Below are 24,797 nucleotides of genomic sequence, written 5' to 3' on the forward strand. Positions count from 1 at the left end.
CGCCCAGCTAGCCGGGGGCTCGGGCACCGTCGAGGACGCCGTCGGCGGCTTGGTCCCAGCGGTCGAGGTTGACGAATTCGGCCAGCGGACGCCGGCGCAGCGGGCCATGTTTGCCCTTCGGCCACCCCACCACGATGTGGCCGGCGATCATCCAGCCCTCGGGTACCCCGACGGCTTCCCGCAGCAGCTGCTCACCGCCGTACGAGGCCCAGCTGGTCAGGCAGGCACCCAGGCCCTGGGCCCTGGCGGCCAGTAGGAAGTTCTGCATGGCGGGAAAGATCGAACCGCCGAGCAGCAGTTCGGACGCCGTCGGGTAATGCGCCTGGGCGAACAGGACCGAAGTGAATTCACCGGCGCGGTCGTGCAATTCGTATGTCGCACGGTAGGTGCGGGCTCGACGGCTGTTGTCGTCGTCGGCGGGCCGGTTCATGCCGTAGACCGGCTCGATCACTTCCAGCGCGTGGGCCGCGGCCTTGGCCACCACCGCCCGCTGCTCGGGCGATCGCAGCACCACGAATCGCCAGCCTTGCGCATTGGCGCCCGAGGGGGCCCACCTGGCCGCCTCGAGACACCGCGCCAGGGTCGCATCGTCCACCGGCTCGTCGGTGAAGCGCCGGATGGTCCGGGCCGTCGACATCACTTCCCAGATGTCAGCGCTTGCTCCGGTCACTGCTTCTCCTCTACGTCCAGAGTCGCCCAGGTCCGCACCGTCAGTTCGTATTCCTTGCGGCGCAAGACTTTGGTTACCGCGACGTTGAAGCAGCCGTCCGGCGGCAATGAGAACAGAAAGTGGACAGCTTCATTAGAACCTCGACTGTAGACCCCGCCGAGCGACCACGGTGCAAGACTGCGCTCAGGCAATCGGAACCTCGCCAGCGCACGCGCGACTACATCGAGGGCCGCTGCCCCGAATTGAAGGGAGATGTGCATTGGATCGCGAAACCTACCAGCGGGGGCTTGACATCCGCTCCGAGGTGCTGGGCGAGGAGTATGTCAACCGCGCGTTGGCCAACGCGGACGACTTCACCGGGCCCCTGCAAGACCTCGTCACCGAATACTGCTGGGGTGCCGTCTGGGGCCGCGAGGAACTCCCGCGCAAGACCCGCAGCATGCTCAACCTGGCGATGATCTCGGTGCTCAACCGGCCCAACGAATTACGCACACACATCAAGGCGGCGCTGACCAACGGTGTCACCCGTGAGGAAATCCGCGAGGTCTTCCTGCAGGTGGCCATCTACGCCGGCGTGCCGGCCGCCGTCGACAGCTTTCGCATCGCGGGTGAGGCGTTCGGCGAACTGGACCGGGATAGTGGCGACCGCTAGCGCGGCGGAGCCGGGCGCCGGGGGCACCTCCCGCTTGCGGGGGCCGGGTCGCCACCATCGGGGTAAGGGACCCAACATGAAGATCGGGTTCATCGGACTCGGAAATATGGGCCTTCCCATGGCATCCCGCCTCCTCCGGGAAAATCACGACGTCGTCGCCTTCGACACGAGCGGCGAGGCACTCGAGCGCGTCGTCGCCCTTGGCGCCCGCCCGGCGTCGTCGGCCAAGGAGGTCGCCGACCGCGCCGAAACGGTGCTGGCCAGCCTGCCCACCCCGAGTGTGTCGCTGGAGGTGGCGACCGGCCCGGCGGGCGTGATCGAGGGGGCGCGGGTGCGGCGCTACGTCGACTTGTCCACTGTCGGTAGCCAAATGGCGGTGCAGATCCACGCGATGCTGGCCCGGCGCGACATCGTGGCGATGGACAGCCCGGTCAGCGGCGGTGTCAGCGGGGCCGAGAAAGGGACGCTGGCGCTCATGGTTTCGGGCCCGCGCGACGAATTCGACCTCGTGCGAACCGCGCTCGAAGCGCTCGGCCGGCCGATGTATGTCGGCGACAAGCCCGGCGCGGCGCAGACGATGAAGCTGGCGAACAACATCTTGGCGGCCAACGTCTTGGCCGCCACCGCGGAAGTCGTCGTGATGGGCGTCAAGGCCGGCCTCGACCCCGCCGTGATGATCGAGGTGCTCAACGCGGGATCGGGTGCGACGAGCGCGAGCCGCGACAAGTTCCCCCGCGCGATCCTGCCGCGCACCTTCGACTACGGCTTCGCCACCGGGCTGATGCTCAAGGACGTGCGGCTCTACCTCGATGAAGCGCGGGCGCTTGGCGTTCCCGCCGAGGTCGCCGAGACGATCGGCCGGCTGTGGGAGGCCCTTGCCCGCGACGAGGGGCCCGAATCCGACTTCACGACGGTGATCAAACCGTTCGAGCGGGCCGCGGGCGTGACGGTGGGCGGGGCATCGGACTAGCCCATCGCCCCGGCCGCCGCGGCGACGAGCCCGCGATCGCGTCCCTCCCCACCTCGGAGAATGGTATTATCCGCAAAGAAGAACCATACTTGCTCCGACGACCACAAAACGCGTGCCACCAGCGACGATGAATAAACGAAATGCTTACCGGAAACCCGTTGATGGACCACCGAACGAAATGTTAGATTGGCTATCATCTGACCTCGCGCGGCCGGCTTTCGCCGCCGCAGCCGAAGGGTGGCTCTTGTGATCACACACGCCGACGGAACCAGCACCCCGTTGATCGACGCCAGCGTGCACATCTTCTTCCCGTCCAACAAGGCCCTGCGCAAGACCCTGCGCGAGCCGTTCAAGAGCCGCGGCTTCCCCGATTACGAGATGGACTGGTACGGCGCCCCAGGCGGTGAGTACGCGCCCAACACCGAGGGCCCGGACCGCCAGTACCCGGGTTCGGACCCGGATTTCGTTGCCAATGAACTGTTTTCGAAGCGCGGCGTCGATGTGGCGGTGCTGCACCCGATGGCGCGCGGCATCATGCCGGACCGGCACCTGGGCAGCGCCCTGCACGCCGCGCACAACGAGATGATGGTGTCGAACTGGCTGGAGTCCAGCCAGTTCGGCGAGCGGTTCCGCGGCACCATCCGGGTGAACCCCGACGACATCCCCGGCGCGCTGCGCGAGATCGAGCGGTGGCGTGCGCACCCGCGGGTGGTCCAGATCGGCGTCCCGCTGCAATCCCGCGAGCTGTACGGCAAACCGCAGTTCTGGCCGATCTGGGAGGCCGCCGTCGACGCCGGACTACCCGTCGCCGCGCACATCGAGGTCGGGTCGGGCATCGCATTCCCGCCGACGCCGAACGGCAACACCCGCACCTACGAGCAGTACGTCAGCTTCATGGCGCTGAACTACCTGTATCACCTGATGAACATGATCGCCGAGGGAGTGTTCGAGCGGTTCGACGGCCTCAAGTTCGTCTGGGGCGACGGTGCCGCCGACTTCATCACGCCGTTCATCTGGCGGATGGACACCTTCGGCCGTCCGCACCTGGAGCAGACGCCGTGGGCACCGCGGATTCCCAGCGACTACCTGCCCGGTCACGTGTTCTTCGTGCAGGGCAGTCTCGACGGCCCCGGCGACGCCGAATTCGCCGGCGAGTGGTTTGGCTTCACCGGTAAGGACGACATGGTGATGTTCGGCTCGAGTTATCCACACTGGCAATGCGGCGATGTCAGCAAACTGCCCAGCGCGTTGTCGGCCGAACAGCGCGAGAAGCTGTGCTGGCGCAACGCGGCGCAGCTCTACGGCATAGACATTCCCGCCGGGGTGGGCGCACAGTAGAAGTATCGCGAAAACTGAGGAGAGCCAGATGACGTTGACCCATTCGCAGGAGCGGGTTCCCGCTACCGAGCGCATAGCCGTCCGCTGCGTCGACTCGGATGTCCACCCGGCCCCCAAGCGCGGAGAGCTGCTCCCGTACATCCCCGAGCCGTGGCGCAGCAAGTACTTTCTCACTCGCACCGTTGGTGAGCAGATCTACTACGACGCACCGGACTACGCGCACTCCTACGCGATGCGCGTGGACTCGTTTCCGGCCAACGGCGAGTTCCCCTGCAGCGACCCGGATTTGGCGTTTCGCCAGCTGATCATGGAGGCCGGGTCCGACATCGCGATCCTGGAGCCCGCGGCCTACCCGGCGCGCATTCCTGAAGCGCAGCATGCGATGTCGGCCGCGTTGAACGACTGGCAGGCCAATCACTGGCTGGACAGCCACAACAACTGGCACGAGCGGTGGCGCGGCTCGATTTGCATCGCGATCGAGGAGCCGGAAGAGTCGGTGCGCGAGATCGAGCGCTGGGCCGGGCACCCCTTCATGGCCCAGATCCTGATCAAGGCAGAGCCTCGGCCGTCCTGGGGACACCCCAAGTACGACCCGATCTGGGCGGCCGCCACCAAGAATGACATCACCGTGAGCTGCCACCTATCGCGCAGCCAGTTCGACGAGCTGCCGATCCCGCCGGTGGGATTCCCCAGCTACAACCACGACTTCATGGTGACTTACTCCCTGCTGGCGGCCAACCAAGTGATGAGCCTGATCTTCGACGGCGTCTTCGACCGGTTCCCGACGCTGCGGATCGTGTTCGTCGAGCATGCCTTCAGCTGGATCCTGCCGCTGATGTGGCGCATGGACGCGATCTATGACGCCCGCAAGTCGTGGCTCGACATCAAGCGCAAGCCGTCCGAATACGTCAAGGACCACATCAAGTTCACCACCCAACCGCTGGATTATCCCGAGGACAAGACCGAGCTGACCCGCGCGCTGGAATGGATGGAGTGCGAAAAGATCCTGCTGTTCTCCTCGGACTACCCGCACTGGACGTTCGATGACCCGCGCTGGTTGGTCAAGCACCTGCCCAAGCACGCCCGCGACGCCGTGATGTACAAGAACGGCATCGCGACCTATCACCTGCCCGAGACCGTGCCGGTCCTCGAGGGTCAGACCCGGGTGCTCTGAGTTGACGGAAGAAACCAAACGGCCCGAGCCCCGTCTCGCCCAGGGCCGCGAGCACGTCGTCGCCACCGTAGACGAAATCCCGCCGGGCACACACAAACTGGTACCGATCGGGCGCCACGGCGTCGGCGTCTACAACGTCAACGGCACCTTCTACGCCATCGCGAACTACTGCCCCCACCAAGGCGGCCCGCTGTGTTCGGGACGGGCCCGGGGGCGCACCATCGTCGACGAGACCGCGCCGGGCGACTCGGTCATGGTGCGCGACCTGGAATACATCTACTGCCCTTGGCACCAATGGGGTTTCGAGCTGGCGACCGGTACGACGGCGGTCAAGCCGGAATGGAGTATTCGCACCTATCCGGTGCGCGTCGTGGGCAACGACGTTTTGGTTCAGGCCTAACCACAGGAGAATCGGGTGCCTTCTATCGAGATCAACGGGGGAAATGTCGTCTACGAAATCCTCGGTGACTCTGGCGATCTCATTGCGCTGACGCCGGGCGGCCGGTTCAGCAAGGAGATCCCCGGCCTGCGTCCGCTGGCCGACGCCCTGGCCGCGGGCGGTTACCGGGTGCTGCTGTGGGACCGCCCCAACTGCGGGGCCTCGGACGTGCAGTTCTACGGGCAGAGCGAGTCCCACATGCGCGCCGAGACGCTGCACAAGCTGGTGACCGGCCTGGGCTTCGAGCGCTGCATTCTGGCCGGAGGTTCCGGCGGGGCAAGGGATTCCATGCTGACCACGATGCTCTATCCCGAGATGGTCACCAAGCTCGTGGTGTGGAACATCGTCGGCGGCACTTACGGCACCTTCGTGCTCGGTTCGTTCTACATCATTCCCAGCATCCTCGCGGTGCGCGGCACCGGCATGGACGGCGTGATGAAGGTGGCCGAATGGCGTGAGCGCATCGAGGAGAACCCGAACAACAAGCAGCGGTTCCTCGACTTCGACAAGGATGAGTTCCTCAAGCTGATGCTGCGCTGGCTCAACGCCTTCGTCTCCAAGCCGGGACAGACGATTCCGGGCGTCGAGGACGAGATGTTCGACCGAATCAAGGTGCCCACGTTGATCATTCGTGGCGGTGAGAACGACATGGATCACCCGAAGCGGACGTCGCTGGAAGTCAGCTGCCTGATCAAGGGATCGAAGCTCATCGACCCGCCGTGGCCCGAGGATGCCTGGGAGCGGGCGTCGGAGGACCGCGCCGCGGGTCGGGTGCAGCACTTCAACATGTTCGACACCTGGGTGCAGGCGGCGCCCGCCATTCTGGAATTCCTGGGTTCGTGATGGCGCGAACCGGTGCACTACCTGGTGTGGATGTGGACCTCGCAATTCAGCGACGCCTCCAGCGCCGTGTGCACGCGGCTTTCCGGGATCCGTTCGAGATCGGACTCGCGCAGGGTCACCTGGACGATGTCGAATCCGTCCGCACCGGGGGTGCGCTCGATGTCACCGGTGAGCCCGAACGCGGACAGCACGCCGTGCGCGTCGTCGTCGGTTCCCCGGCTGACGAAGGTGACCACTCCCGCAGCGGGATCAACGCCGAATGCTCTGGTGCACAATCCGATTGCGGTGGCTTTGGCCGTGTCGCCGTCTTCGGCCGCGATGAGCAGCTCCACTTCGCGGCGGGTCGCGGGCCGGGATGCGAGGTCATTGGCGACCACGTCCGCGCCGGCCGCGGCTACCAGCTCGAGGAGAGCCGCCATGCCGTCGCGTAGTCGTGCGGGTGTGAGCACGCTTTCCGGGTCGACATTGACACGCACCACCGCAGTTCGCATGTGCGCAAGCCTAACTAACACGATGGCAGGCCAGCCTTGAACACCACTCAGTCCACCACCATCGCCACCGCGACGTTGCCCGGATGCACGCCGCGGCTGCTGAGCGAGCACGCCCGCGAGGACCTAGCGTCCTATCGCAAGGTCGGTGGCTACCGCCCGCTTGGCGACCCCGATGAATTCTTGACCGAAGTCGAATCGAGCGGCCTGGTCGGGCGCGGCGGTGCGGCGTTCCCACTGTCGGTGAAGCTGCGGTCGGTGCGCGACAACGGACGACTGCTGGGCGTGCCCGTCGTCGTGGCGAATGGCGAAGAGGGAGAACCGGCTTCGGTCAAGGACCGTTGGCTGTTGCGCAATCGCCCTCACCTCGTCCTGGACGGACTGCGGCTGGCCGCGACGATCGTTGCCGCCGACCGCGCCTACGTCTACGTGTCCGATCAGGAATCGGCACACAGCATCGAATCCGCGCTGGGCGAATTGGACCCCGGAGCGCTCGGTGTCGCCGTCGACCTGCGCACCGTGGCGCCGGGGTACGTGGCGGGCGAGGAGACGGCCGCGGTGCGCGCGATCAACGGCGGCCCGGCCAAGCCGACGGACAAGCCGCCGCGTCCCTTCGAGGCCGGCGTCGATGACCGGCCCACGCTGGTGAGCAACGTCGAGACCCTGGCCAACCTGCCCTACCTGCAGGGCCACGGATCGACCGATTTTCGGTCGCAGGGCACGACGCTGTCGTCGGGCACCTTCCTGGCCACCATCACCGGGGGCGGGCGACCTCCCGTCCTGTATGAACTGCCGCTTGGGCTGCCGTTCACGGAACTGCTTGCCCTGCACGGTGTTCCGGCCGACCGGGTGCGCGGAGCGCTGATGGGCGGTTACTTCGCCGGTCTGCTCAACCGCTCCGTGTTGGAGACCACCCTGGACCACGAGACGATGCGCCGCGTCGGCAGCGGGCTGGGCTGCGGTGCGATTTCGATCATCACCGAGGACTGCCCCGTCGCGGTGGCCGCATCCGTGCTCGCGTACTTCGATCGCGAAAACGCGGGTCAATGCGGATCGTGCTTCAACGGGACGGCGGCGATGGCCGCGGCCGCCGGCGCGCTGCGCGACGGCGCCGCGACGGCAGAAGACGTCGAACGGTTGCGCCGCTGGTCGGTGCTGCTGCGTGGACGCGGTGCGTGCGCAACGCTGGATGCCGCGACCAACGTCGCTGCCAGCCTGCTCGATCAGTTCCCGGACGACGTCGGTGCCCATCTCGACGGCACCTGCCCGGACTGCACCCGCGGTGCGTTCCGCGCGGACCGTCCCTACGAGGCGGAACCTGTGAGGCAAGCATGAAAATCCGGCTGGATCGCACCATCTGCGACGGCTTCGGCATCTGCGCCAAACACGCGCCCGGATACTTCTCGCTGGACGATTGGGGGTACGCATCGCTCATCGGGGACGGCACGGTGGCGGAGGCGGATCGCGACGCAGTCATGCGGGCGCTGCTCGACTGCCCGGTGCACGCCATCACCGAAATCGGCCAGCGCACCTCCCGCGCGTCGCAGCCGCCGTTGGCCGACGCCGAGGACCCGGCCGAGCACCTCAAAACCGAAGAGAACGAGGCGGAGTGGGGATTCACGCGCTGAGCCGTCCGCGCCCCGAGGAGTAGTGTCGTGCAGCTCACCTTTGACGCCGACGTAGAAGCCTTTCGCGCGGAGTTCGTCGGCTTCCTCACCGAACACCTGCCGACGCAGGCCCAAGCCGCGGAGCGCCCGTCGTCGACCTCGCACGTGCCCGAATGGTCGCGCCGCTGGCAGCGACTCCAGTTCGACCACGGATGGCTACTACCCGGCAACCCACCGGAATTCGGTGGTCGCAACGCGAACATCCTGCAGCAGTTCGTACATCGCGAGGAGCTGTCGCGACGCCGGATCTACCACTGCTTCAATCCCCAGGGCGTCGGCATCATCGCCGCGTCGCTGTTGTCCTTCGGCACCGAAGAGCAGAAGCGGCGCTGGGCCGTCCCGATCCTGCGCGCCGACAAGACCGCGTCCCTCGGCATGAGCGAGCCGGGAGCCGGCTCCGACCTGGCCGGGCTGCGGACGAAGGCCGAATTGGTCGGCGATGAGTTCGTGGTCAACGGGCAGAAGGTGTGGACTTCCGGCGCCCACGATGCCGACGTGATCCTGACGTTCGTTCGCACGGACCCGAACGCTCCGCGGCACAAGGGAATCAGCGCGCTGCTCATCCCGACCGATAGTCCCGGTCTGGTGCGTCGCCCCTTCCCCTCGGTCTATGACCGTGACGAGCTGGACTTCAACGAGGTGTTCTTCAACGACGTCCAGGTGCCCGCGGATAACCTGGTCGGGCCGCTCAATGGCGGGTGGCGGGTCGCCAACGGCTCGCTCGGCCACGAGCGCACTTTGATGTGGATGGCGTTCGCCAACCGGCTCGAGCAACTCCTCGAGGACTACCGGCCCAGCGACGAGGTGAATGCGGACCACTACGCCACCATCGTGATGGACTACTACGCGCTGCGGCTGCTCGGTTCGGCCGCGCTGGGTAAAGCGGCTCGCGGCGAGGTGGACGTGGCGGCGTTGTCCGTGCTGAAGGTGTTCGGCTCGGAGGCCGAACAGAGCGCGCTACGACACGCTCTGGACGCCGCCGGGGCCGATGGGCTGCGGGACAAAATGCTGACGGCCCCGTACAACCCTTACGCCCCGGATCTTTTCACCGCCAGCTGGTTCGCGCGCTACATCAGCAGCTACGCGGGCACCATCGCGGGCGGCACGTCGGAGATCCAGCGCAACATCATCGCGCAGCGCGTCCTCGGTCTGCCCTCGCGGTGATCACAACGCCGGACACAGCGACGACAGAAACTGCTGAGTTCGGCGTCGCGACTTGGTTCGCTGGTCAATGTCCTTGCCCAACGGCACGATTCGCACCGCGAGGTCGGTGACACCGGCATCGCGGTAGCGGCGCAACCGCTCCAGGACGGTCGCCTCGTCGCCTGCCGCCATGGTGTCACCGACGTCTTCGGCGTCGCCGTGCTGCAGCAGTCGCACATAGTTCGGCGAGAAGTCCGCGTGTCCGAGCACCTCGCTGGCGTAGCCGCGAGCCTCGTCCGCCTCGCTATTGGAGCAGAGCGCGACGGGAACACCGGCGACGATCCGGGGCGCGGGCCGCCCGGCCCGGGCGGCCGCCGCGGTGAGGCGTGGAACGACGTGGTCGGCGATGGCGCGCTCGTCGGCCATCCACAGCACGGTGCCCCCGGCCCGCTCGCCGGCGAGTTGCAGCATCGTCGGCCCGAGCGCCGACAGCAGCAGCGGCATCTCGAAGGCGTCGGTGACATCGACCGGCGAATGGACGCAATAGTTTTCGTTGTCGACATCCACGGTGCCCGGACCGGCGAAGGAAGCGAGCAGCACGTCGAGATAGTCGCCCATCAGGCGCGCCGGGCGGTCATAGGACAAGCCCAGCTGTGAGTTGACGATCCAATGATGCGAGGGTCCGATGCCGAGCGTGAACCGCCCGCCGCACGCGACCTGGGTGGTCAGGGCTTGTTGCGCCATGATCATCGGATGGCGAGTCTGAATCGGCACGACCGCCGTTCCGATCTCGATGGCCTCGGTGGCCTGCCCGATCAGCGCCACGGCGGTCAACGCGTCGAGGTAGCCGGGGACCTGGGGCATCCAAAACGCGGTGAAACCGTCGCTTTCGGCGGCGACCCCGTCGTCGATCAGGCCGGCAAGCCGATCGGCACGCGAACGCTCCTTGTCGGAGCCGACCATCAAGCCGATGCGCATGCGGCCCCTTTCCTACGGCACATAACGATCCCACTCGTACGGAACAATTGCGAAAAATGGTGCGGCAAACAATGCTTCGATGCCCGATTCGGCCCAGCGGGCCTCGAGCACCGGCCGCAACCGCTCCGCGGTGGCAACCGGATCGTCGTCGAGGAAGCAATACGTGATCGTCTGGTTCTCCGGTGCGCTGGCCAAGCTGGCGTCGACCCGGCGCGATACCGCGGACCAGACACCGGCGACGCCGTCGACGTCGGCCAGCGGGTCCGGGGACGACGGTCCCCGCTCGACCAACACGAACGCGCCGCGCACCGGTAGCCAGGGCAACACGTCTGACCCGATTCGGACGCGCGGCGCTGCGGCTTTGCGTTGCACGTCGTATACGCCGCGCTCCACCGGCGGCAGCAGCGGGAGTTTACGGCCGGCGTTCCCCAGCGCCGTGGACAGTTCGTTGAAATCGTGCAATCCGGCCGTGTCGGTGAAGAAGTACGTCATCACGTGGTCGACCGCGTCCAACGGCCCGCCGCTCACCGCGCGAGCCGAGCGGCAGGCCGGCGTGGACACCAACCGCAACGAGGCGCGCACCGCGCGCAGGCGGTGTTGTTCCGGGCGGTGATCCAGGCTGTGCCAGCGCAGATACTCGGCGTCTTTCCCGTCGGGGTGGCGGATCGCCATCGAGACGAACAGGGTGGTGATCTCGCCACCACCGGCGGCAAGGATCTCGGGCACCTCGTCCGATGGCGTGCCGGGAAGATGCATGGCGTTGAACCTCAGGCTCTCGTCGAATCGTGTTGATGCAGCTGGATTTCTGGATGGCGGGCCGCGACCATGCGCCGAAATCCCTCGCGCCAGGGCACTTTCGTGCGGCCGAGCACGTCGTGCATGTGGGTGACGTCCGGCCACAGCGGGGTGTGCGCCTGGGGCGTGTACTCGAAGATCGGCTCGACACCGACCAGCTCACCCATGAAGCCGCAGTACTCCTCCACGCTGACGGTTTCGCTGCCGGCCCAGTTCACCACGACGGGCGGTGTCGCAGCGACTTCCATCGCGCGGACGCCCAGCTCCACATAGTCGTCTTCATAGATGGGGTTGTAGTTGTTCGGCTTGTCGGGATGCAACCGAATGGGCTTGCCCGCCAATATCGCATCGAGACGGTCGGCGGGCGCACCGCCCTGGGGGCCGTACGTCGAACAGATCCGGATGATGGTCAGCGGGATGTGAAAGCGCCTGGCGATCCAGGTGCACACCGCCTCGGCGGCCACCTTGGAGAAGCTGTAGTTCGCCCGCAGTGGTGCCCCCGGCGGATCGGTTTCGGTGAGCGGTCGCCGGCCCTGATAGGCGTAGATCGAGCCGGTGGAGCAGAAGACGAAACCCTTTGCGGCGCGGCAATGGTAGAGCAGTTCGCCGGACGCCTGCGCGTTCGTTTCGACGCACTGGCTCCAATCGTCGACGCCCGGGTCCACGGCGGCGTGGAAGACGTAGGTGAAATCGTCTGGGAGACCGGAGAAGTCGCTGGCGCCGACGTCCAGCGCGACCGGTCTGATCCCGGCGTCCACCAGTTTTTGCCGGGCCGCGGGATCTTTCAGGCGCGCGGCACCCCACACCTCGTTGCCCGCTGCGGCCAGGGCACGCGCGATCGGAAACGCGATCTTGCCCGTCGCCCCGGTGATGAGAATCTTCTCTGCGTCGAGCAACCCGTCCTCCGAATGTTAAGTACTTGATACCGCGTGGCGAGCATAACTCCCGGTCGACGGGAAACGCCACGAGACGCCGCGAAAGTCACCTAGTCGTGGCGGTAGCAACGGAATAAGCTGGAGCGGGCCAGGCTCGAATTGGCCCCACCGGGAGGCCCACCATGAGGTGGTTATTTGGTCGCCTGACCGCCGTTGTCGCGGTCGCCTTCATGACGATGGTCGTTGCGGCGATCGCGACGCCGGCGATCAGCTCGGCGCAGTGCGATCGCAACCTGTCGTTCAACGTGTCGACGTTCGAATGCAAACCGCGACCGGCTCCCCCGCCGTGGTACGCCGTGCCGCCGGCGTATTCGCCGGAATTCGCATCGGACGTGCCGCCCCCGCCGCCACGGCCGGCGTGGTCGCCGAACGAACCGATGTGGAGCGTCGGCTTTCACCAATGGGGCGCCTATTTCGACGGCGTCTGGGTGCCGTACTGACCGGGGCCCCACCTCACCTGACCCGCAACGCGTCTGGATCGCGTGTGCGCAGAGTGATAACGTAATTCTCCGATTTGCATAATGGCCCTACCAGGCCGGCCGTGCGGACCCCCGGAGGTGACGTGTCAGCAGCACCCGGACGGCCGCTGCCCCTGATCACGCAGGACAACGAATTCTTCTGGACGTCGGGTGCCGACGGGAAGCTGCGCCTGCAGGAATGCCAGAGCTGTGAATCGCTGATCCATCCACCCGCGCCGGTCTGCCGGTACTGCCGGTCCCGCGACATCGGTGTGCGGGCGGTCTCGGGCCGGGCGACGCTCGCCGGATTCACCATCAACGAGCGGTTCAGCCTGCCCGGGCTGGCGGCGCCCTACGTGATCGCGCAGGTGGCTATCGCGGAGGACCCGCGGGTCCGGTTGACCACCAACATCGTCGAAAGCGATGTCGATCGGCTGGAACTCGGACAGCAGGTCGAGGTTGTCTTCGAGCAGGTCGAGGACGTGTGGTTTCCGCTGTTTCGGATCGTGCGGGCGGGAGGGGCCGATGCCGACGAACCCGGTGAGCTGCCGGTCGACGAGATCGCGCCGGAACGTTTCGGCGAGCACGTCCGCCCGATGCTCACGGTGGACAAGTTCGAAGACAAGGTCGCGCTCACCGGGATCGGCGCGTCCCCGATCGGCCGCCGGCTGATGCAGCCGCCGCTGGCGTTGACCGTGCAGGCATGCGAGGCGGCCATCGCCGACGCCGGCCTGACCTACGCCGACATCGACGGCCTGTCCACCTACCCCGGCGCGATCAATGTCGGCGGCTTCGGGGAGGGCGGCACCACCGCCCTCGAGGGCGCGCTCGGCATCCGGCCGACGTGGCACAACGGCGCCATGGAGACGTTCGGGCCGGGCGGCTCGGTGATCGCCGCGATGCTCGCGGTCGCCTGCGGGCTGGCGCGCCACGTGCTGTGCTTCCGCACCCTGTGGGAAGCCACCAACGGCGAGCTGATGAAGCAGGGCAAGATCACCCCGGCCCACGGTTCAGCGGGCCGAATGTCGGGCTGGCAGATGCCATTTGGTGCCACGTCAGCGGCACACACACTGGCGATGAACGCGCAGCGGCACTTTCACCGGTACGGCACCACCAAGGAAACGCTGGGCTGGATCGCGTTGAACCAGCGCGCCAATGCCGAACTCAACCCGACCGCCATCTACCGGTCGCCCATGACGATGGACGACTACCTGGGCGCGCGGCCCATCACCACGCCGTTCGGCCTATACGACTGCGACGTGCCGTGCGACGGCGCCATCGCCGTCATCGTCTCGGCGGTCGACGCCGCCCGCGACCTGGCCAAGCCGCCGGTACTGGTGGAAGCGGTGGGAACGCAGATCGTCGAGCGACTCGACTGGGACCAAAGCACCCTCACCCACGAGCCGCAGGTGCTGGGCCAGGCGGCGCACGTGTGGACGCGTACCTCGCTGCGACCCGCCGACGTCGACGTGGCAGAGCTGTACGACGGGTTTTCCTTCAACTGTCTGTCCTGGATCGAGGCGCTGGGCTTCTGCGGAATCGGTGAGGCCAAAGACTTTCTGGACGGCGGCAAGAACATCGCGCGCGACGGGCAGTTGCCGCTCAATACGCACGGCGGCCAACTCTCGCACGGCCGCACCCACGGCATGGGTCTGCTGCACGAGGCCATCACTCAGCTGCGCGGCGAGGCCGGTGACCGCCAGGTCGTCGGTGCCCGCGTCGGTGTGGTCAGCAGCGGCGGCCTGACTCCTAGCGGCGTGCTCCTGCTGCGGGCGCCGGAATGAGACGAGCATGAACCCCGCGGCGCCGCGGCCAAGGCTGGTAATCGTCGACGGGGTGCCGATGTCGGCGCTGGTCACCGAAGTCGAAGACCCGCAGGCCGTGATCGTGGCCATCCACGGCGGTGGCACCACCGCGATGTATTTCGACTGCCCGGGCCACCCCTCGTATTCGCTGTTGCGGACCGGCGCGGCGGCCGGGTTCACCGTGGTGGCCCTTGATCGGCCCGGCTATGGCAGCTCGGCGCCCTATCCCGAAGCGATGGTCTCCGGCGAGCAGCGCGTCAACCTGGCTTACAGTGCCGTCGACCGCATTCTCGGCGAACGACCACGGGGCGCAGGCATATTCGTGTGGGGCCACTCGGGCGGCTGCGAGCTGACGCTGCGGTTGGCCGCCGACGCGCGAGGTGCCGACCTCCTCGGTATCGAACTGGCCGGCACCGGCCGGCACTACCACCCCGCCGCCAAGGAAATACTGAAAACGGCCACCCGCGAACGCCGCCCGTCGGGCATGCGCGAACTGCTGTGGAGCCCAGAGCAGTCTTACCCACCCGAGGTCCTCAACGGCGCCACGGTGTCGCCGTCCGCACCGGCCTACGAGGACCAGATGGTGTCGGACTGGGCGCGACAGACTTTCCCGGAGCTCGCGCCCGCCGTGCGCGTCCCGGTGCACTTCAGCATCGCCGAGCACGAAAAGGTCTGGCAGACCAACGATGCGGCGGTGACCGAGGTCGGCGCCCTGTTCACCGGGGCGCCGCGATTCGTCGTGCATCGACAACCGGACGCCGGGCACAACATCAGCCTCAGTCACGCCGCCCCCATCTACCACTCGAAAGTCCTTGAATTCGTGCGGGATTGCGTGGCCGAGCGTTCGGCGAAGACGGAATCCGATCTGGAGGCCGGCTGATGCGCGTCGGATTCATCGGGTTGGGCAGCCAGGGCGGTCCCATGGCGCGCCGGATCGTCGAGGGCGGCTACCCCACCACGTTGTGGGCGCGCAGGCCGGAGGCCCTCGAGGCATTCTCCGACACCTCGGCCGGCATCGCCGGGTCACCCGCCGAACTCGCCGCGGCCAGTGACCTGGTCTGCCTCTGCGTGGTCGCAGACGCCGACATCGACGAACTAGCCTGCGGGACAAACGGATTGCTGTCGGCGATGAAGCCCGGCAGCGTGATCGCCGTGCACAGCACGGTGCATCCGGACACCTGCCGAGACCTCGCGACCAAGGCTGCCGCCCAAAGTGTTTCCGTCATCGATGCGCCGGTGAGCGGCGGGGGCGGCGCGGCGGCCGAGGGCCGGCTGCTGGTGATGGTGGGCGGCGACACCGACGTCGTCGAGCGTTGCCGCCCCGTCTTCCAGACCTATGCCGATCCCGTCGTTCACCTCGGCGAGCTGGGTTCCGGACAGACCACGAAGCTCCTCAACAACCTGTTGTTCACCGCCAACCTGGCCACGGCGGCCAGCGCGCTGTCACTGGCCAGCGCGCTTGGCGTCGAACCGGACCGCCTCACCGAAGTGGTCTCCCGCAGCTCTGGCAACAGCTTTGCGCTCAACGCTCTCGGCGGCATCGGCGGACTCGATCGGCTGGCCGGGGTGGCGGGCGGGCTGCTGCAGAAGGATGTTCGGCTGGTCGTCGACCTTGCCGAGAACGCCGGGGCCAACGGCGGCGCGGTGCTCGATGCGGCCGACGCGGCGCTGGCCCTGATGGACCACCCACGGTGAGAGTCGGATTCATCGGCGCGGGACGGATGGGCCGCCCCATGGTCGGCCGCCTGGTGGCCGCCGGTCACGACGTCCTTGCCGTGGGCCGGACGGCCGAAAAGCGCGGCGAGCTCGAGCAACTGGGCGCGCGGACCGTCGGCGAGGCGGCCGAAGCCGGTGCCCGAGCCGACGTCGTGGTGCTCTGTGTGTTCAACGACGATCAGGTTCGAGAGGTCTGCCTGGCCGGCGAATTGCTATCCGCAATGCGGCCCGGTTCGGTGCTGGTGGTGCACACCACCGTCAGCCCGGACACCATCGCGGCCATCGGCGAGCGCGCACAAGGTGTTGACGTCGTCGATGCCGCGGTCAGCGGGGGCCCACATGACGTCGCCGCCGGGCGCCTCACGCTGTTCGTCGGCGGTGCCGACCAAGCGGTTGACCGAGTGCGAGCGCTGCTTTGTTGCTACGGCGACCCGGTCCTGCACGTCGGGCCGGCCGGCGCGGGCCAGAAAGTGAAACTCGTCAATAACGCACTGTTCGCCGGGCAGATCGGGCTGCTGGCCGAGTCGGTCCGGCTGGGAGAAGGGCTCGGCGTGCCGGAGTCGACGTTGCTGACCGCCCTGGGACACGGCAGCGCGGCTAGCCGCGTGCTAAACCTCGTCGCGGCGGGCGGTTCCATCGCGTCGTTCATCGAAATGACCGGCGAGTTCGTGGCGAAGGATGCGGCCACCGTCCGCGCTATCGCCGGGGAGTTGGGCAGCGGTCTGGGTGCGCTGGGCGACGTCATCGCGGCCATCGGCGTCGCGAAGACGGTATGAAATACCAGCGTTTTGGTCTTTCCGGTTCGTCATGAAGGTATTACCGTTAGCGTTACAGTCAGCGACTCCGCTGTAACGGGTTCAGCCCAACCTCGCCGCTGAGGAGGATGCAGTGACAAAACCGAAGGTCGTCTTCGATCCGTACTCGGAGGACTACTTCAACAACCCGTTTGACATCTATCGGCGGATGCGCGAGGAAACGCCACTGTATTACGACGAGCGAGAGGACTTCTACGCCCTGACCCGCCATGAAGACGTGGCGGCCGCGTTCAAGGATTTCGAGACGTACTCGTCGGCGCGCGGCTGCGACCTGGCGATGGTGCGCAAGGGCTTGCCGCCCGAGCAGAAGTCGATCATCTTCATGGACCCGCCGGAGCACCGCCACATGCGCAGCCTGCTCAACAAGGCGTTCACCCCGCGGGCGATCCAGTCGCAGCGGGAGACGATCATCGAGGTGATCGACAAATATCTGGGAGCGGTCGATCCGGATAATTTCGACGTCGTGCAGGACTTCTCCGGACCTTTCCCGGTCGAAGTCATCACCCGGATGGCCGGGGTCCCTGAGGAATACCGCCAGCAGGTCCGCCACTGGATCGACACCAGCCTGCACCGTGAACCGGGACAGATCGAGGTCAGCGAAGCGGGCATGCAGGCCAACATCGACACGGCGATGTATTACTTCAGCCTGGTCCAGGAGCGGCGCCAGGACCCGCAGGACGACATGATCAGCCGGCTGATCGCCGCCGAAATTCCAGGTGAAGACGGCCAGCTGCGCAAGCTCGACGACATCGAGATCTGCGGGTTCGCAACCCTTCTGGGCGGCGCGGGCGCGGAGACCGTCACCAAGCTGATGGGCAACGCCGCGGTGATCTTCGCCAATCACCCCGACCAGTGGCAGAAGCTGCAGGAGGACCGGGACAAGATCCCCGGGGCGGTCGAGGAGTTACTGCGTTACGAGGGGCCGGTGCAGTACAACGTCCGCTACACCCTCAAGGAGGCCAACGTCAGCGGTGGCGTGATCCCGCCGGGCAAACCGGTATTCCTGTGCGGTGCCGCGGCCAACCGCGACCCGGACGCCTTCACCGACGCCGACACGTTCGACATCGAGCGCGATCACACCGAGGCGCAGCACCTCGGACTCGGATACGGGATCCACAGCTGCTTGGGCGCCGCGCTGGCCCGCCTGGAAAGCCGGATCGCGCTGGAGCGGTTGCTCGACTTCATGCCGCGCTACGAGGTCGACTTGGCGGGGTGCAAACGGGTGACCATGCAAAACGTGGCGGGCTGGAAGAACGTGCCCGTCAAGGTGCTTCGTTAAAGGGGGCCACGATGACGAAGAAAATCGAAGTCGACTGGGGACTCTGCGAGAGCAACGGTGTCTGCATGGGTATCAACCCAGACATCTTCGAGCTCGGCGACGACGACATGTTGACCGTCCACCAAGAGGAAGTCACCCCGGAGAACGAGGCGGACGTGCGCGAGGCCGTCCGCCAGTGCCCTCGTCAGGCGATCTCCATCGTCGGAGAGTAATCAGATTCCGGAGAGGATGACGGCGTTGCAGTCGGCAGCCTGCTGGCGCAGTTTCGCCGCCTTCTGGTAGCCCTCGGATTCGTACCACGCCCGAGCCGCATCCACCGACTCGAATTCGAGCACCACGGTCTGGTCGCCGTGCCAGTCGCCCTCGATGACTTTGGGCGCGGTGTCCACCGCGAGGATGGTGGCACCGCTCATCGCGGATCCGGCGGCTTGAGCGTATGCCTTCATGCCTTCCGGGTCTTTGATGGCCTCGGTGAGGATGACATACCCTTTGGCCACTCGAATCTCCTTACTCGCCCGTAATTTTGGTTATTTCTCGCTGATCGCCTGCTCGGGACAGCATTGGATCGCCTCCTGAGCGGCGGACTCCAATTCCGCCGGGACATCGGAATCTGTCGCTACGGCGTAACCGTCGTCGGTCAGGCTGAACACGTCGGGGCACAGCGTGAGACACATGCCGTGACCGCGACACCGCTGGTCGTCTACCCAAACCTTCATGCCAGTGTGAACTCCAGGTGCAATTCGGTCAGGCCACGCAGAATGTAGGTCGGAACGTATTGGTAGCGACGGTTATCCGCGGGCCCGTGGACGTCCTCGTTGATCCTGATATCCGTCGTGCGGTCGAGCAGCCGTTCGATCGCCACCCGGGTTTCGGCCCGCGCCAGCGGGGCGCCGGGGCAGCTGTGGATACCACGCCCGAACGAGATGTGCTGGCGCGCGTTCTTGCGCGTCGGATCGAAGGTGGCGGGTTCTTCGAACCGGCGCGGATCACGGTTGGCCGCGGCCTGCACGATCATCACCGTAGTGCCGGCCGGCAGGTCGACGCCACCGACGTTGACCGGCCGCCGGTTCATCCGGAAGTCGCCCTTGACCGGGCTCTCGTGGCGCAGCGATTCTTCGATGAAATTCGGGATCAGGCTGCGATCCTTGCGCAGCTGCGCCTGGATATCGGGGCGCTCGCCCAGCGTCTGCAGGGCCGCGCCGAGCAGCCGCACGGTGGTCTCCTGTCCCGCCGAGAACACGTTGCTGGCGACACGAGCCACGTCCTCGACGTCCGGGATCGAACCGTCGGGAAAGGTGGCGGTGGCCAGGCCGGTGAGCACGTCGTCACGCGGCTCGCTCCGGCGGTCGCGGACGTAATCGGAGAACAGGCCGTAGAGGAATTCCAGCGGGCTGTGGGCCAACGATTCCTTGCCGGTGCCCCCGACGCCGCCGCCCGAGTGCTCGCGGATGCCCTTGATGAACTTGTCGCGGTCCTCCATCGGCACGCCCAGCAGGTCGGCGATCACCAGCAGGGTGAACGGGCCCGCGAAGCCCTTGATCCATTCGCCGTGGCCGGGGGCCAGGAAGTCGTCGAGCGCCTGGTCGGCGAGCGCCCACATGGCGTCCTCGTTCTCTTTGAGGCGCTTCGGGGTGATCAGCCGCATCAGCAACGAGCGGTGGTTGGTGTGGGTCGGCGGGTCGAGCGTGGGCAGCTGGTCGCTGAAGGGCAGTTCGTCACGGTGCTGCTCGATCAGCTCGGTGATGTCGTCGCCTTCGATCGGGACCGGGAAGCCGGGGAACGGACCCGTCACCGAGATGCAGGAAGACCACGTCTCGGCGTCGTTGAGGACCGCACACGCCTCGTCCCACCCGGTGATCATCGTGACGTCGTGGTGGCTTTCCCGGGTGACGGGGCAACGCTGACGCAGCGCCTCGTAGTAGGGGTACGGGTTCTCGATGAGCTCGCTGCCGCGAAAGAAGTCCAATTCGGAGAATTCGTTCGCCATCTCCTGCTCCTTGAATCTCGGCTAGTGAGAATGTGCCTCTCGCGGATGAGTATTACATTTTCACACGGGGTGGTGGTCGTCAACGACGGGTCCCCGCCGGGCGTCTCGAGACGCGCGATTCGCCGGCCGCCGACCGTGGCGCGCCGGTCTGATCGCGCCCGACTAGCTGGCGGGAACCAGGTCGGCGGCCACCGAGGGCCACGCCAGCAGCCCGCTGCGGAACGTCTCGACGTGGCCGACGGGGGCGTGCGGTACGGCCGCCGCCGCGAGGGCCTGGGCCTTGAACGTCTGCGCCGCCATGCTCAGCTGGTGTTGCACCAGTCCGACGCTGTCATCGAGTTCCGACGGCCAGTCCTCCCCCCACAGCGTGACCTCCATGGCGCCCTGATCGAGGGCCCGCAGCACGCCTTGGCGAACCCGCGCGTCGCAGCCGAACAGATCCGCCGCGGCCGCCAGGGCCTGGGGGCGGGGCCGCGAATGCACCGATGCCAGCGCCTCTTCGAGGTCGAGCACCTGGGCACCGATGATTTGCAGCGGCCGGTCATCGGGGTGGTCGGCCAGATCCATCAAGAGCACGGTGACGTCCCAACCCGCCATCGACCGGTCAAAGATCCAGCCACCGGCGAACCGCACCACATCGACCGCGGTGGTGGCGACGACGTCGAGCCGGTACCTCATGTCGTCTCGAGCTTCTTCGGGGGCGCGAAGTCCCGCGCCAGTGTCTCGGCGTACTGCTTGAACACCTCGGGCAGCGGTATCGAGGGATCGAGTAACCATGTGGTTTCCATTCCGTGGACGAAGGCGAGGATTTCTACTGCCTTGACGGCGGGGTCTATGTCGTCGCGATACCGGCCATCGGCCTGACCGCGACGGATGAGCTCGGCGACGATGTCGGTGGCGGCCCGGTGCCTGGCCAGCATGCGGTCGTGCAGCGGAGCCTCGGGCAGGATGTTCTCGACGAGCAGCACCGTGAACGTCCCCACCAATTCGGGGGCCCGGTGGAACCGGTCCGCGACCGCGGCGATCTGGTCGAACAGATCCCCGGTCCGGTCGGCGTGGGTGTCGTCGTCGAGGTCGCGGGCATCGAGCACCGCGTGCAGCAGCTGCTCCTTCGATTCGAAGTGATGCAGCAGGCCTGCCGGTGTCACCCCGGCCTCACCGGCGATCTGGGCGAGCGTGGTGCTGCGCCAGCCGTTGCGGGTGAGCAGGCGTTGGGCGACGTCGAGGATCCGCTGCTTGCGGTCCTCCCCCTTAGCGAGAAGCGTGTCGTATCGCCGCGCGACGGGCACCAGGGTCCTCTCTACCGACGTAGCAAAACCAACCTAGTGAACACACAGTAGGTTAGTTTGGCCGCTGTGACAAGGGTCACGTGGTGCGGTTTTTCAGCGCGCCGGGTCCCGCCTCGGGGGCTGTCAGCTCACCAGCTCGACCAGCGTGGCGTTGGCGGTGCCGCCGCCTTCGCACATGGTCTGCAGCCCGTAGCGAATCCCGTTGTGGCGCATGTGGTGGGCCATGCGCGCCATCAACACCGCCCCCGACGCGCCCAGCGGGTGCCCCAGCGCGATCGCCCCGCCCAGCGGGTTCATCCGGGCCGGGTCCGCCCCGGTTTCCGCCAGCCATGCCAGCGGAACCGGCGCGAAGGCCTCGTTGACCTCGAAGACACCCACGTCGGCCAGCGCGACGCCGGCCTTGCCCAGCACCTTCTCGGTCGCGGGGATGGGGCCGGTGAGCATCAGCACCGGATCGGCGCCGGTCACAGCGCCCGCCAGGTAGCGCACCATCGGCGTCAAACCGAGCTCGACGGCCAGCTCCGCGGTGGTCACCAGCAGCGCGGCGGCGCCGTCGGAGATCTGCGACGAATTGCCGGCGTGAATCACCCCGTCCTCGGCGAAGGCGGGCTTGAGCGCGCCGAGCTTCTCCACGGTGCTGCCGCGCCGCACGCCCTCGTCGGCGGTGACGACGTTGTTGTCGGCTCCCTCGACGAACACCGGCACCAGCTGCTCGGTGAACGCGCCGCTGTCCTGGGCCGCGGCCGCGCGCTCGTGGGACTCGACGGAGAATTCGTCGAGGCGGGTGCGGGAGAATCCCCATTTCTTGGCGATCAGTTCCGCCGACAGGCCCTGGTTGAAGGAGAAATCGTCATAGCGGGCAAGTACTTTCGGGCCGTAGGGCATACCGGTTGCGCGGGCCGAACCGAGCGGTACGCGGCTCATGACCTCGACCCCGCCGGCCACGACGACATCCTGCTGCCCGGACATCACCGCCTGCACGGCGAAGTCCAGCGCCTGCTGGCTGGACCCACAGGCTCGGTTGACGGTGGTGCCGGGGATGGTCTCGGGCCAGCCGGCGGCCAGAACCGCGTAGCGGCCGATGTTGCTGGACTGATCGCCCACCTGGGACACGCAACCCCAGACCACGTCGTCGATGATCTCGGGACCGATGCCGGTGCGCTCGATGAGTTCGGTCAGGACGACCGCGGACAGGTCGGCGGCATGCATGCCGGACAGGGCGCCGTTGCGCTTCCCCACCGGCGTCCGCACCGCCTCGACGATGACTGTTTCACGCATATCCCTACTCCGATTGCTTGTCGCCCGAATGTGGTTCCACGCCAGATTTTGCTAGGGCCCACCGACCAGTAAACGATGGCTCCCGCCGTTGCGCGAAAGCGGCGTAGGCCGCCGCCGAGTCCGCGGTCGCGAAGTTGACGCCCTGGGCGCGGGCCTCGCTGGCCAGCGCGTCCCGCAGGGTGCGGTCGGCGCCCTCATTCAGTAGCGCCTTGGTGTGGGCCAGCGCGATCGGCGGGCCGGCCGCCAACCGGTTGGCGAGATCGTCGACGAACGCGTCGATCTCCGCGGCCGACACCACCCAGGTCACCAGGTTGAGGGCGCATGCTTCCTCGGCATCGATCGTGTCCGCCAGCAACGCCAGCCGCTTGGCCTGTTGCAGCCCAACGATTTTGGGCAACAGCCAGGAGCCGCCGAGGTCGATCGACAGGCCCCGTTTCGAAAAGATCTGGCAGAACGTCGATTCCGGTGTGGCCACCACCAGATCACAGCCCAGCGCGAGGTTCCAGCCGGCGCCGACGGCCACCCCGGTCACCTTGGCGATCGTCGGAATCGACAGCTCGTGCAGCGCCAGCGCCACGTCGGTCAACCGCTGCAACTTGTACTTCGGATGGATGTCCTCGGGAGCCGAGATGTCCGCGCCGGAACAGAAACTGCCGCCGGAGCCGGTGATCACCAGTGCGCGCACGCCGGGATCGTGGCCGGCGGCATCCAGCGCGTCCCGCAGGGCGACCCATAGTTCCGGGTTGATCGCATTCTTGCGACGCGGGCGGTTGAGCGTGAGGGTGCGCACCCCGCCGCGGTCCTCCGACAGCAACACGGGGTCATCGGTCGTGGTCAATAGCTCCTCGGCAACTTCAGGACGTTGGCTCCCAGGAAGTTCAGAATCATCTCCTGGCTGACCGGCGCGATCTTCATCAACCGGGCCTCCCGGAAGTAACGGGTGATGTGGTATTCCTCGGCGTAACCCATGCCGCCGTGGGTTTGCAGCGCCCGGTCGGCGGCGGTGAAGCCGGCGTCGGCGCACAGATACTTTGCCGTATTGGCTTCGCGCCCACAGGGTTTGCCATTGTCGTAGAGCCAGGTGGCCTTACGCAGCATGAGCTCGGCGGCGTCGAGCCGGGCGAGTGAATCGGCGAGTGGGAACTGCAATCCCTGGTTCATGCCGATGGGTCGGCCGAACACCTCGCGCTCGTTGCCGTATTTCACCGCCTTCTCCAGCGCCACCCGGCCGATGCCGAGCGCCTCGGCCGCGATCAGCATCCGCTCCGGGTTGAGACCGTCGAGGATGTACTGAAAGCCTTTGCCTTCCTCGCCCACTCGGTCCTCGACCGGCACCTCGAGATTGTCGATGAACAGTTCATTGGAGCTGACGGCGTTGCGGCCCATCTTGCGGATGGGGCGGATGTCGACGCGGCTGCGATCGAGATCGGTGAGGAACAGGGTCATCCCGTCGGTCTTCTTGGTGACCTCGTCGTAGCTCTGCGTCCGGGTGAGCAGCAGGATCTTGTCGGACTCCATCGCTTTGGAGATCCAAACCTTGCGACCGTTGACGATGTAGCGATCACCGTCCCGCTTGGCGAACGTGGTGATCCGCGAAGTGTCAAGCCCGGCACCGGGTTCGGTGACACCGAAGCAGACGTGCACCTCGCCGGTCGCGACGGCGGGCAACGTGCGGGCCTTGAGCTCGTCGGAGCCGTGCACCACGACCGGCTGCATGCCGAAGATGGACAGGTGAATCGAACTGGCCGCGTTCATGGCGCCGCCGGACTTGGCGACCTCCTCGAGCAGGATCGTCGCTTCGGTGATCCCCAGGCCATGCCCGCCGTACTCGGTCGGGATCGTCATGCCCAGCCAGCCGCCCTCGGCGATGGCCTTATAGAACTCGGTCGGAAATTCGTGCGCCTGGTCCTTCTCCATCCAGTATTGGTCGTCGAATTTCCGTGCCAGCTCCGCCACCGACCGACGGATCAGTTCCTGATCTTCGGTCAGCTCAAAGTTCATTCCACCCACTGGTGGTCTCCTCTTCTCAGCGCGAACAGACACAAAAGCACCCGACACGCCGACGATTTAGGTGCTTT

General features: G+C 66.7%; 29 protein-coding genes. 16 read left to right on the forward strand and 13 right to left on the reverse strand.

Annotated features, from left to right (window positions below; genetic code table 11):
* Window positions 1-7: 7 nt before the first annotated feature.
* On the reverse strand, window positions 8-637 hold the full coding sequence (locus tag A5659_RS11115) for a nitroreductase family protein (protein ID WP_066880490.1): 630 nt from the start codon (window positions 635-637) through the stop codon (window positions 8-10).
* Between the two features lie 292 nt (window positions 638-929).
* Between A5659_RS11115 and A5659_RS11120 the strand changes: the two genes are divergently transcribed.
* The 6 genes from A5659_RS11120 to A5659_RS11145 all read left to right on the forward strand — a co-directional run bounded on the left by A5659_RS11120 (window position 930) and on the right by A5659_RS11145 (window position 6,086).
* Window positions 930-1,322 carry a carboxymuconolactone decarboxylase family protein gene (locus A5659_RS11120; RefSeq protein ID WP_008253716.1) on the forward strand — a complete coding sequence of 131 codons (393 nt, stop codon included), beginning with the start codon at window positions 930-932 and terminating at the stop codon, window positions 1,320-1,322.
* 76 nt (window positions 1,323-1,398) lie between these two features.
* The gene (locus A5659_RS11125) at window positions 1,399-2,292 is read left to right on the forward strand and encodes an NAD(P)-dependent oxidoreductase (RefSeq protein ID WP_066864362.1); all 894 of its coding nucleotides are present in this window, start codon (window positions 1,399-1,401) and stop codon (window positions 2,290-2,292) included.
* A 246-nt stretch (window positions 2,293-2,538) separates the two neighbouring features.
* Window positions 2,539-3,630 carry an amidohydrolase family protein gene (locus A5659_RS11130; RefSeq protein ID WP_066864365.1) on the forward strand — a complete coding sequence of 364 codons (1,092 nt, stop codon included), beginning with the start codon at window positions 2,539-2,541 and terminating at the stop codon, window positions 3,628-3,630.
* Window positions 3,631-3,658: 28 nt separating this feature from the next.
* Window positions 3,659-4,804 (forward strand): amidohydrolase family protein, encoded by a 1,146-nt coding sequence (locus A5659_RS11135; RefSeq protein WP_066864369.1) that lies wholly within the window; start codon window positions 3,659-3,661, stop codon window positions 4,802-4,804.
* 1 nt (window position 4,805) lies between these two features.
* Window positions 4,806-5,204 carry a Rieske (2Fe-2S) protein gene (locus A5659_RS11140; RefSeq protein ID WP_064882584.1) on the forward strand — a complete coding sequence of 133 codons (399 nt, stop codon included), beginning with the start codon at window positions 4,806-4,808 and terminating at the stop codon, window positions 5,202-5,204.
* A 15-nt stretch (window positions 5,205-5,219) separates the two neighbouring features.
* Window positions 5,220-6,086 carry an alpha/beta fold hydrolase gene (locus A5659_RS11145; protein ID WP_067140712.1) on the forward strand — a complete coding sequence of 289 codons (867 nt, stop codon included), beginning with the start codon at window positions 5,220-5,222 and terminating at the stop codon, window positions 6,084-6,086.
* Between the two features lie 17 nt (window positions 6,087-6,103).
* Here the strand turns inward: A5659_RS11145 and A5659_RS11150 are convergent, their stop codons facing one another.
* Window positions 6,104-6,577: a hypothetical protein gene (locus A5659_RS11150; protein ID WP_066864375.1), complete on the reverse strand. Its 474-nt coding sequence runs from the start codon at window positions 6,575-6,577 to the stop codon at window positions 6,104-6,106.
* A 36-nt stretch (window positions 6,578-6,613) separates the two neighbouring features.
* Here A5659_RS11150 and A5659_RS11155 point away from each other — a divergent pair, with 36 nt between their 5' ends.
* Genes A5659_RS11155 through A5659_RS11165 form a run of 3 tightly spaced genes read left to right on the forward strand, consistent with a single transcriptional unit; the run spans window position 6,614 to window position 9,405 of the window.
* Window positions 6,614-7,909, forward strand: coding sequence for an NADH-ubiquinone oxidoreductase-F iron-sulfur binding region domain-containing protein (locus A5659_RS11155; RefSeq protein WP_067181017.1), 1,296 nt, complete (start codon window positions 6,614-6,616; stop codon window positions 7,907-7,909).
* Window positions 7,906-8,202: a ferredoxin gene (locus A5659_RS11160; protein WP_066864380.1), complete on the forward strand. Its 297-nt coding sequence runs from the start codon at window positions 7,906-7,908 to the stop codon at window positions 8,200-8,202. The genes A5659_RS11155 and A5659_RS11160 overlap by 4 nt, the downstream gene beginning before the upstream one ends.
* A gap of 27 nt (window positions 8,203-8,229) precedes the next feature.
* Window positions 8,230-9,405, forward strand: coding sequence for an acyl-CoA dehydrogenase family protein (locus A5659_RS11165; protein ID WP_067181019.1), 1,176 nt, complete (start codon window positions 8,230-8,232; stop codon window positions 9,403-9,405).
* Here the strand turns inward: A5659_RS11165 and A5659_RS11170 are convergent, their stop codons facing one another.
* The 3 genes from A5659_RS11170 to A5659_RS11180 are packed head-to-tail and all read right to left on the reverse strand — an operon-like array spanning window position 9,406 to window position 12,053.
* Window positions 9,406-10,362, reverse strand: coding sequence for a TIGR03564 family F420-dependent LLM class oxidoreductase (locus tag A5659_RS11170; RefSeq protein ID WP_067181022.1), 957 nt, complete (start codon window positions 10,360-10,362; stop codon window positions 9,406-9,408).
* Window positions 10,363-10,374: 12 nt separating this feature from the next.
* Window positions 10,375-11,118, reverse strand: coding sequence for a hypothetical protein (locus A5659_RS11175; protein WP_066865832.1), 744 nt, complete (start codon window positions 11,116-11,118; stop codon window positions 10,375-10,377).
* 11 nt (window positions 11,119-11,129) lie between these two features.
* Window positions 11,130-12,053 carry an NAD(P)-dependent oxidoreductase gene (locus A5659_RS11180; RefSeq protein WP_067181025.1) on the reverse strand — a complete coding sequence of 308 codons (924 nt, stop codon included), beginning with the start codon at window positions 12,051-12,053 and terminating at the stop codon, window positions 11,130-11,132.
* 161 nt (window positions 12,054-12,214) lie between these two features.
* Between A5659_RS11180 and A5659_RS11185 the strand changes: the two genes are divergently transcribed.
* The 7 genes from A5659_RS11185 to A5659_RS11215 all read left to right on the forward strand — a co-directional run bounded on the left by A5659_RS11185 (window position 12,215) and on the right by A5659_RS11215 (window position 18,377).
* Window positions 12,215-12,532: a hypothetical protein gene (locus tag A5659_RS11185; RefSeq protein ID WP_066865826.1), complete on the forward strand. Its 318-nt coding sequence runs from the start codon at window positions 12,215-12,217 to the stop codon at window positions 12,530-12,532.
* 122 nt (window positions 12,533-12,654) lie between these two features.
* Window positions 12,655-14,334 (forward strand): OB-fold domain-containing protein, encoded by a 1,680-nt coding sequence (locus A5659_RS11190; RefSeq protein WP_067181076.1) that lies wholly within the window; start codon window positions 12,655-12,657, stop codon window positions 14,332-14,334.
* A 7-nt stretch (window positions 14,335-14,341) separates the two neighbouring features.
* Window positions 14,342-15,235 (forward strand): alpha/beta hydrolase, encoded by an 894-nt coding sequence (locus A5659_RS11195; protein WP_067181028.1) that lies wholly within the window; start codon window positions 14,342-14,344, stop codon window positions 15,233-15,235.
* Window positions 15,235-16,050 (forward strand): NAD(P)-dependent oxidoreductase, encoded by an 816-nt coding sequence (locus A5659_RS11200; RefSeq protein ID WP_067181031.1) that lies wholly within the window; start codon window positions 15,235-15,237, stop codon window positions 16,048-16,050. The genes A5659_RS11195 and A5659_RS11200 overlap by 1 nt, the downstream gene beginning before the upstream one ends.
* Window positions 16,047-16,847, forward strand: a complete 801-nt coding sequence (locus A5659_RS11205) for an NAD(P)-dependent oxidoreductase (RefSeq protein ID WP_082976021.1) — start codon at window positions 16,047-16,049, stop codon at window positions 16,845-16,847. The genes A5659_RS11200 and A5659_RS11205 overlap by 4 nt, the downstream gene beginning before the upstream one ends.
* A 112-nt stretch (window positions 16,848-16,959) precedes the next feature.
* Window positions 16,960-18,165, forward strand: a complete 1,206-nt coding sequence (locus A5659_RS11210; RefSeq protein WP_067181037.1) for a cytochrome P450 — start codon at window positions 16,960-16,962, stop codon at window positions 18,163-18,165.
* Window positions 18,166-18,176: 11 nt separating this feature from the next.
* Window positions 18,177-18,377, forward strand: coding sequence for a ferredoxin (locus A5659_RS11215; RefSeq protein WP_007777398.1), 201 nt, complete (start codon window positions 18,177-18,179; stop codon window positions 18,375-18,377).
* Here A5659_RS11215 and A5659_RS11220 read toward each other — a convergent pair whose 3' ends face one another.
* The 8 genes from A5659_RS11220 to A5659_RS11255 all read right to left on the reverse strand — a co-directional run bounded on the left by A5659_RS11220 (window position 18,378) and on the right by A5659_RS11255 (window position 24,720).
* A complete protein-coding gene (locus A5659_RS11220) occupies window positions 18,378-18,662 on the reverse strand; it encodes a DUF1330 domain-containing protein (RefSeq protein WP_066865814.1) in 285 nt (94 codons plus the stop codon).
* A gap of 30 nt (window positions 18,663-18,692) precedes the next feature.
* Window positions 18,693-18,881 (reverse strand): ferredoxin, encoded by a 189-nt coding sequence (locus A5659_RS11225; RefSeq protein ID WP_066865812.1) that lies wholly within the window; start codon window positions 18,879-18,881, stop codon window positions 18,693-18,695.
* Window positions 18,878-20,152, reverse strand: coding sequence for a cytochrome P450 (locus A5659_RS11230; protein ID WP_067025426.1), 1,275 nt, complete (start codon window positions 20,150-20,152; stop codon window positions 18,878-18,880). Before A5659_RS11230 ends, A5659_RS11225 begins: the two co-directional genes overlap by 4 nt.
* A 162-nt stretch (window positions 20,153-20,314) precedes the next feature.
* Window positions 20,315-20,830: a hypothetical protein gene (locus A5659_RS11235; protein ID WP_066865807.1), complete on the reverse strand. Its 516-nt coding sequence runs from the start codon at window positions 20,828-20,830 to the stop codon at window positions 20,315-20,317.
* Window positions 20,827-21,441, reverse strand: coding sequence for a TetR/AcrR family transcriptional regulator (locus A5659_RS11240; protein WP_067181040.1), 615 nt, complete (start codon window positions 21,439-21,441; stop codon window positions 20,827-20,829). The genes A5659_RS11235 and A5659_RS11240 overlap by 4 nt, the downstream gene beginning before the upstream one ends.
* 123 nt (window positions 21,442-21,564) lie before the next feature.
* Entirely contained in the window at window positions 21,565-22,719 is a 1,155-nt protein-coding gene (locus tag A5659_RS11245; protein WP_067181044.1) for a thiolase family protein, read from the reverse strand.
* Window positions 22,720-22,723: 4 nt separating this feature from the next.
* Window positions 22,724-23,557, reverse strand: a complete 834-nt coding sequence (locus A5659_RS11250) for an enoyl-CoA hydratase/isomerase family protein (RefSeq protein ID WP_067181047.1) — start codon at window positions 23,555-23,557, stop codon at window positions 22,724-22,726.
* A complete protein-coding gene (locus tag A5659_RS11255) occupies window positions 23,554-24,720 on the reverse strand; it encodes an acyl-CoA dehydrogenase family protein (RefSeq protein ID WP_066865795.1) in 1,167 nt (388 codons plus the stop codon). The genes A5659_RS11250 and A5659_RS11255 overlap by 4 nt, the downstream gene beginning before the upstream one ends.
* Window positions 24,721-24,797 lie beyond the last annotated feature (77 nt).

The sequence above is a fragment of the Mycobacterium sp. 1165196.3 genome, assembly GCF_001673415.1.
GTDB classification, from domain to species: domain Bacteria; phylum Actinomycetota; class Actinomycetes; order Mycobacteriales; family Mycobacteriaceae; genus Mycobacterium; species Mycobacterium europaeum_A.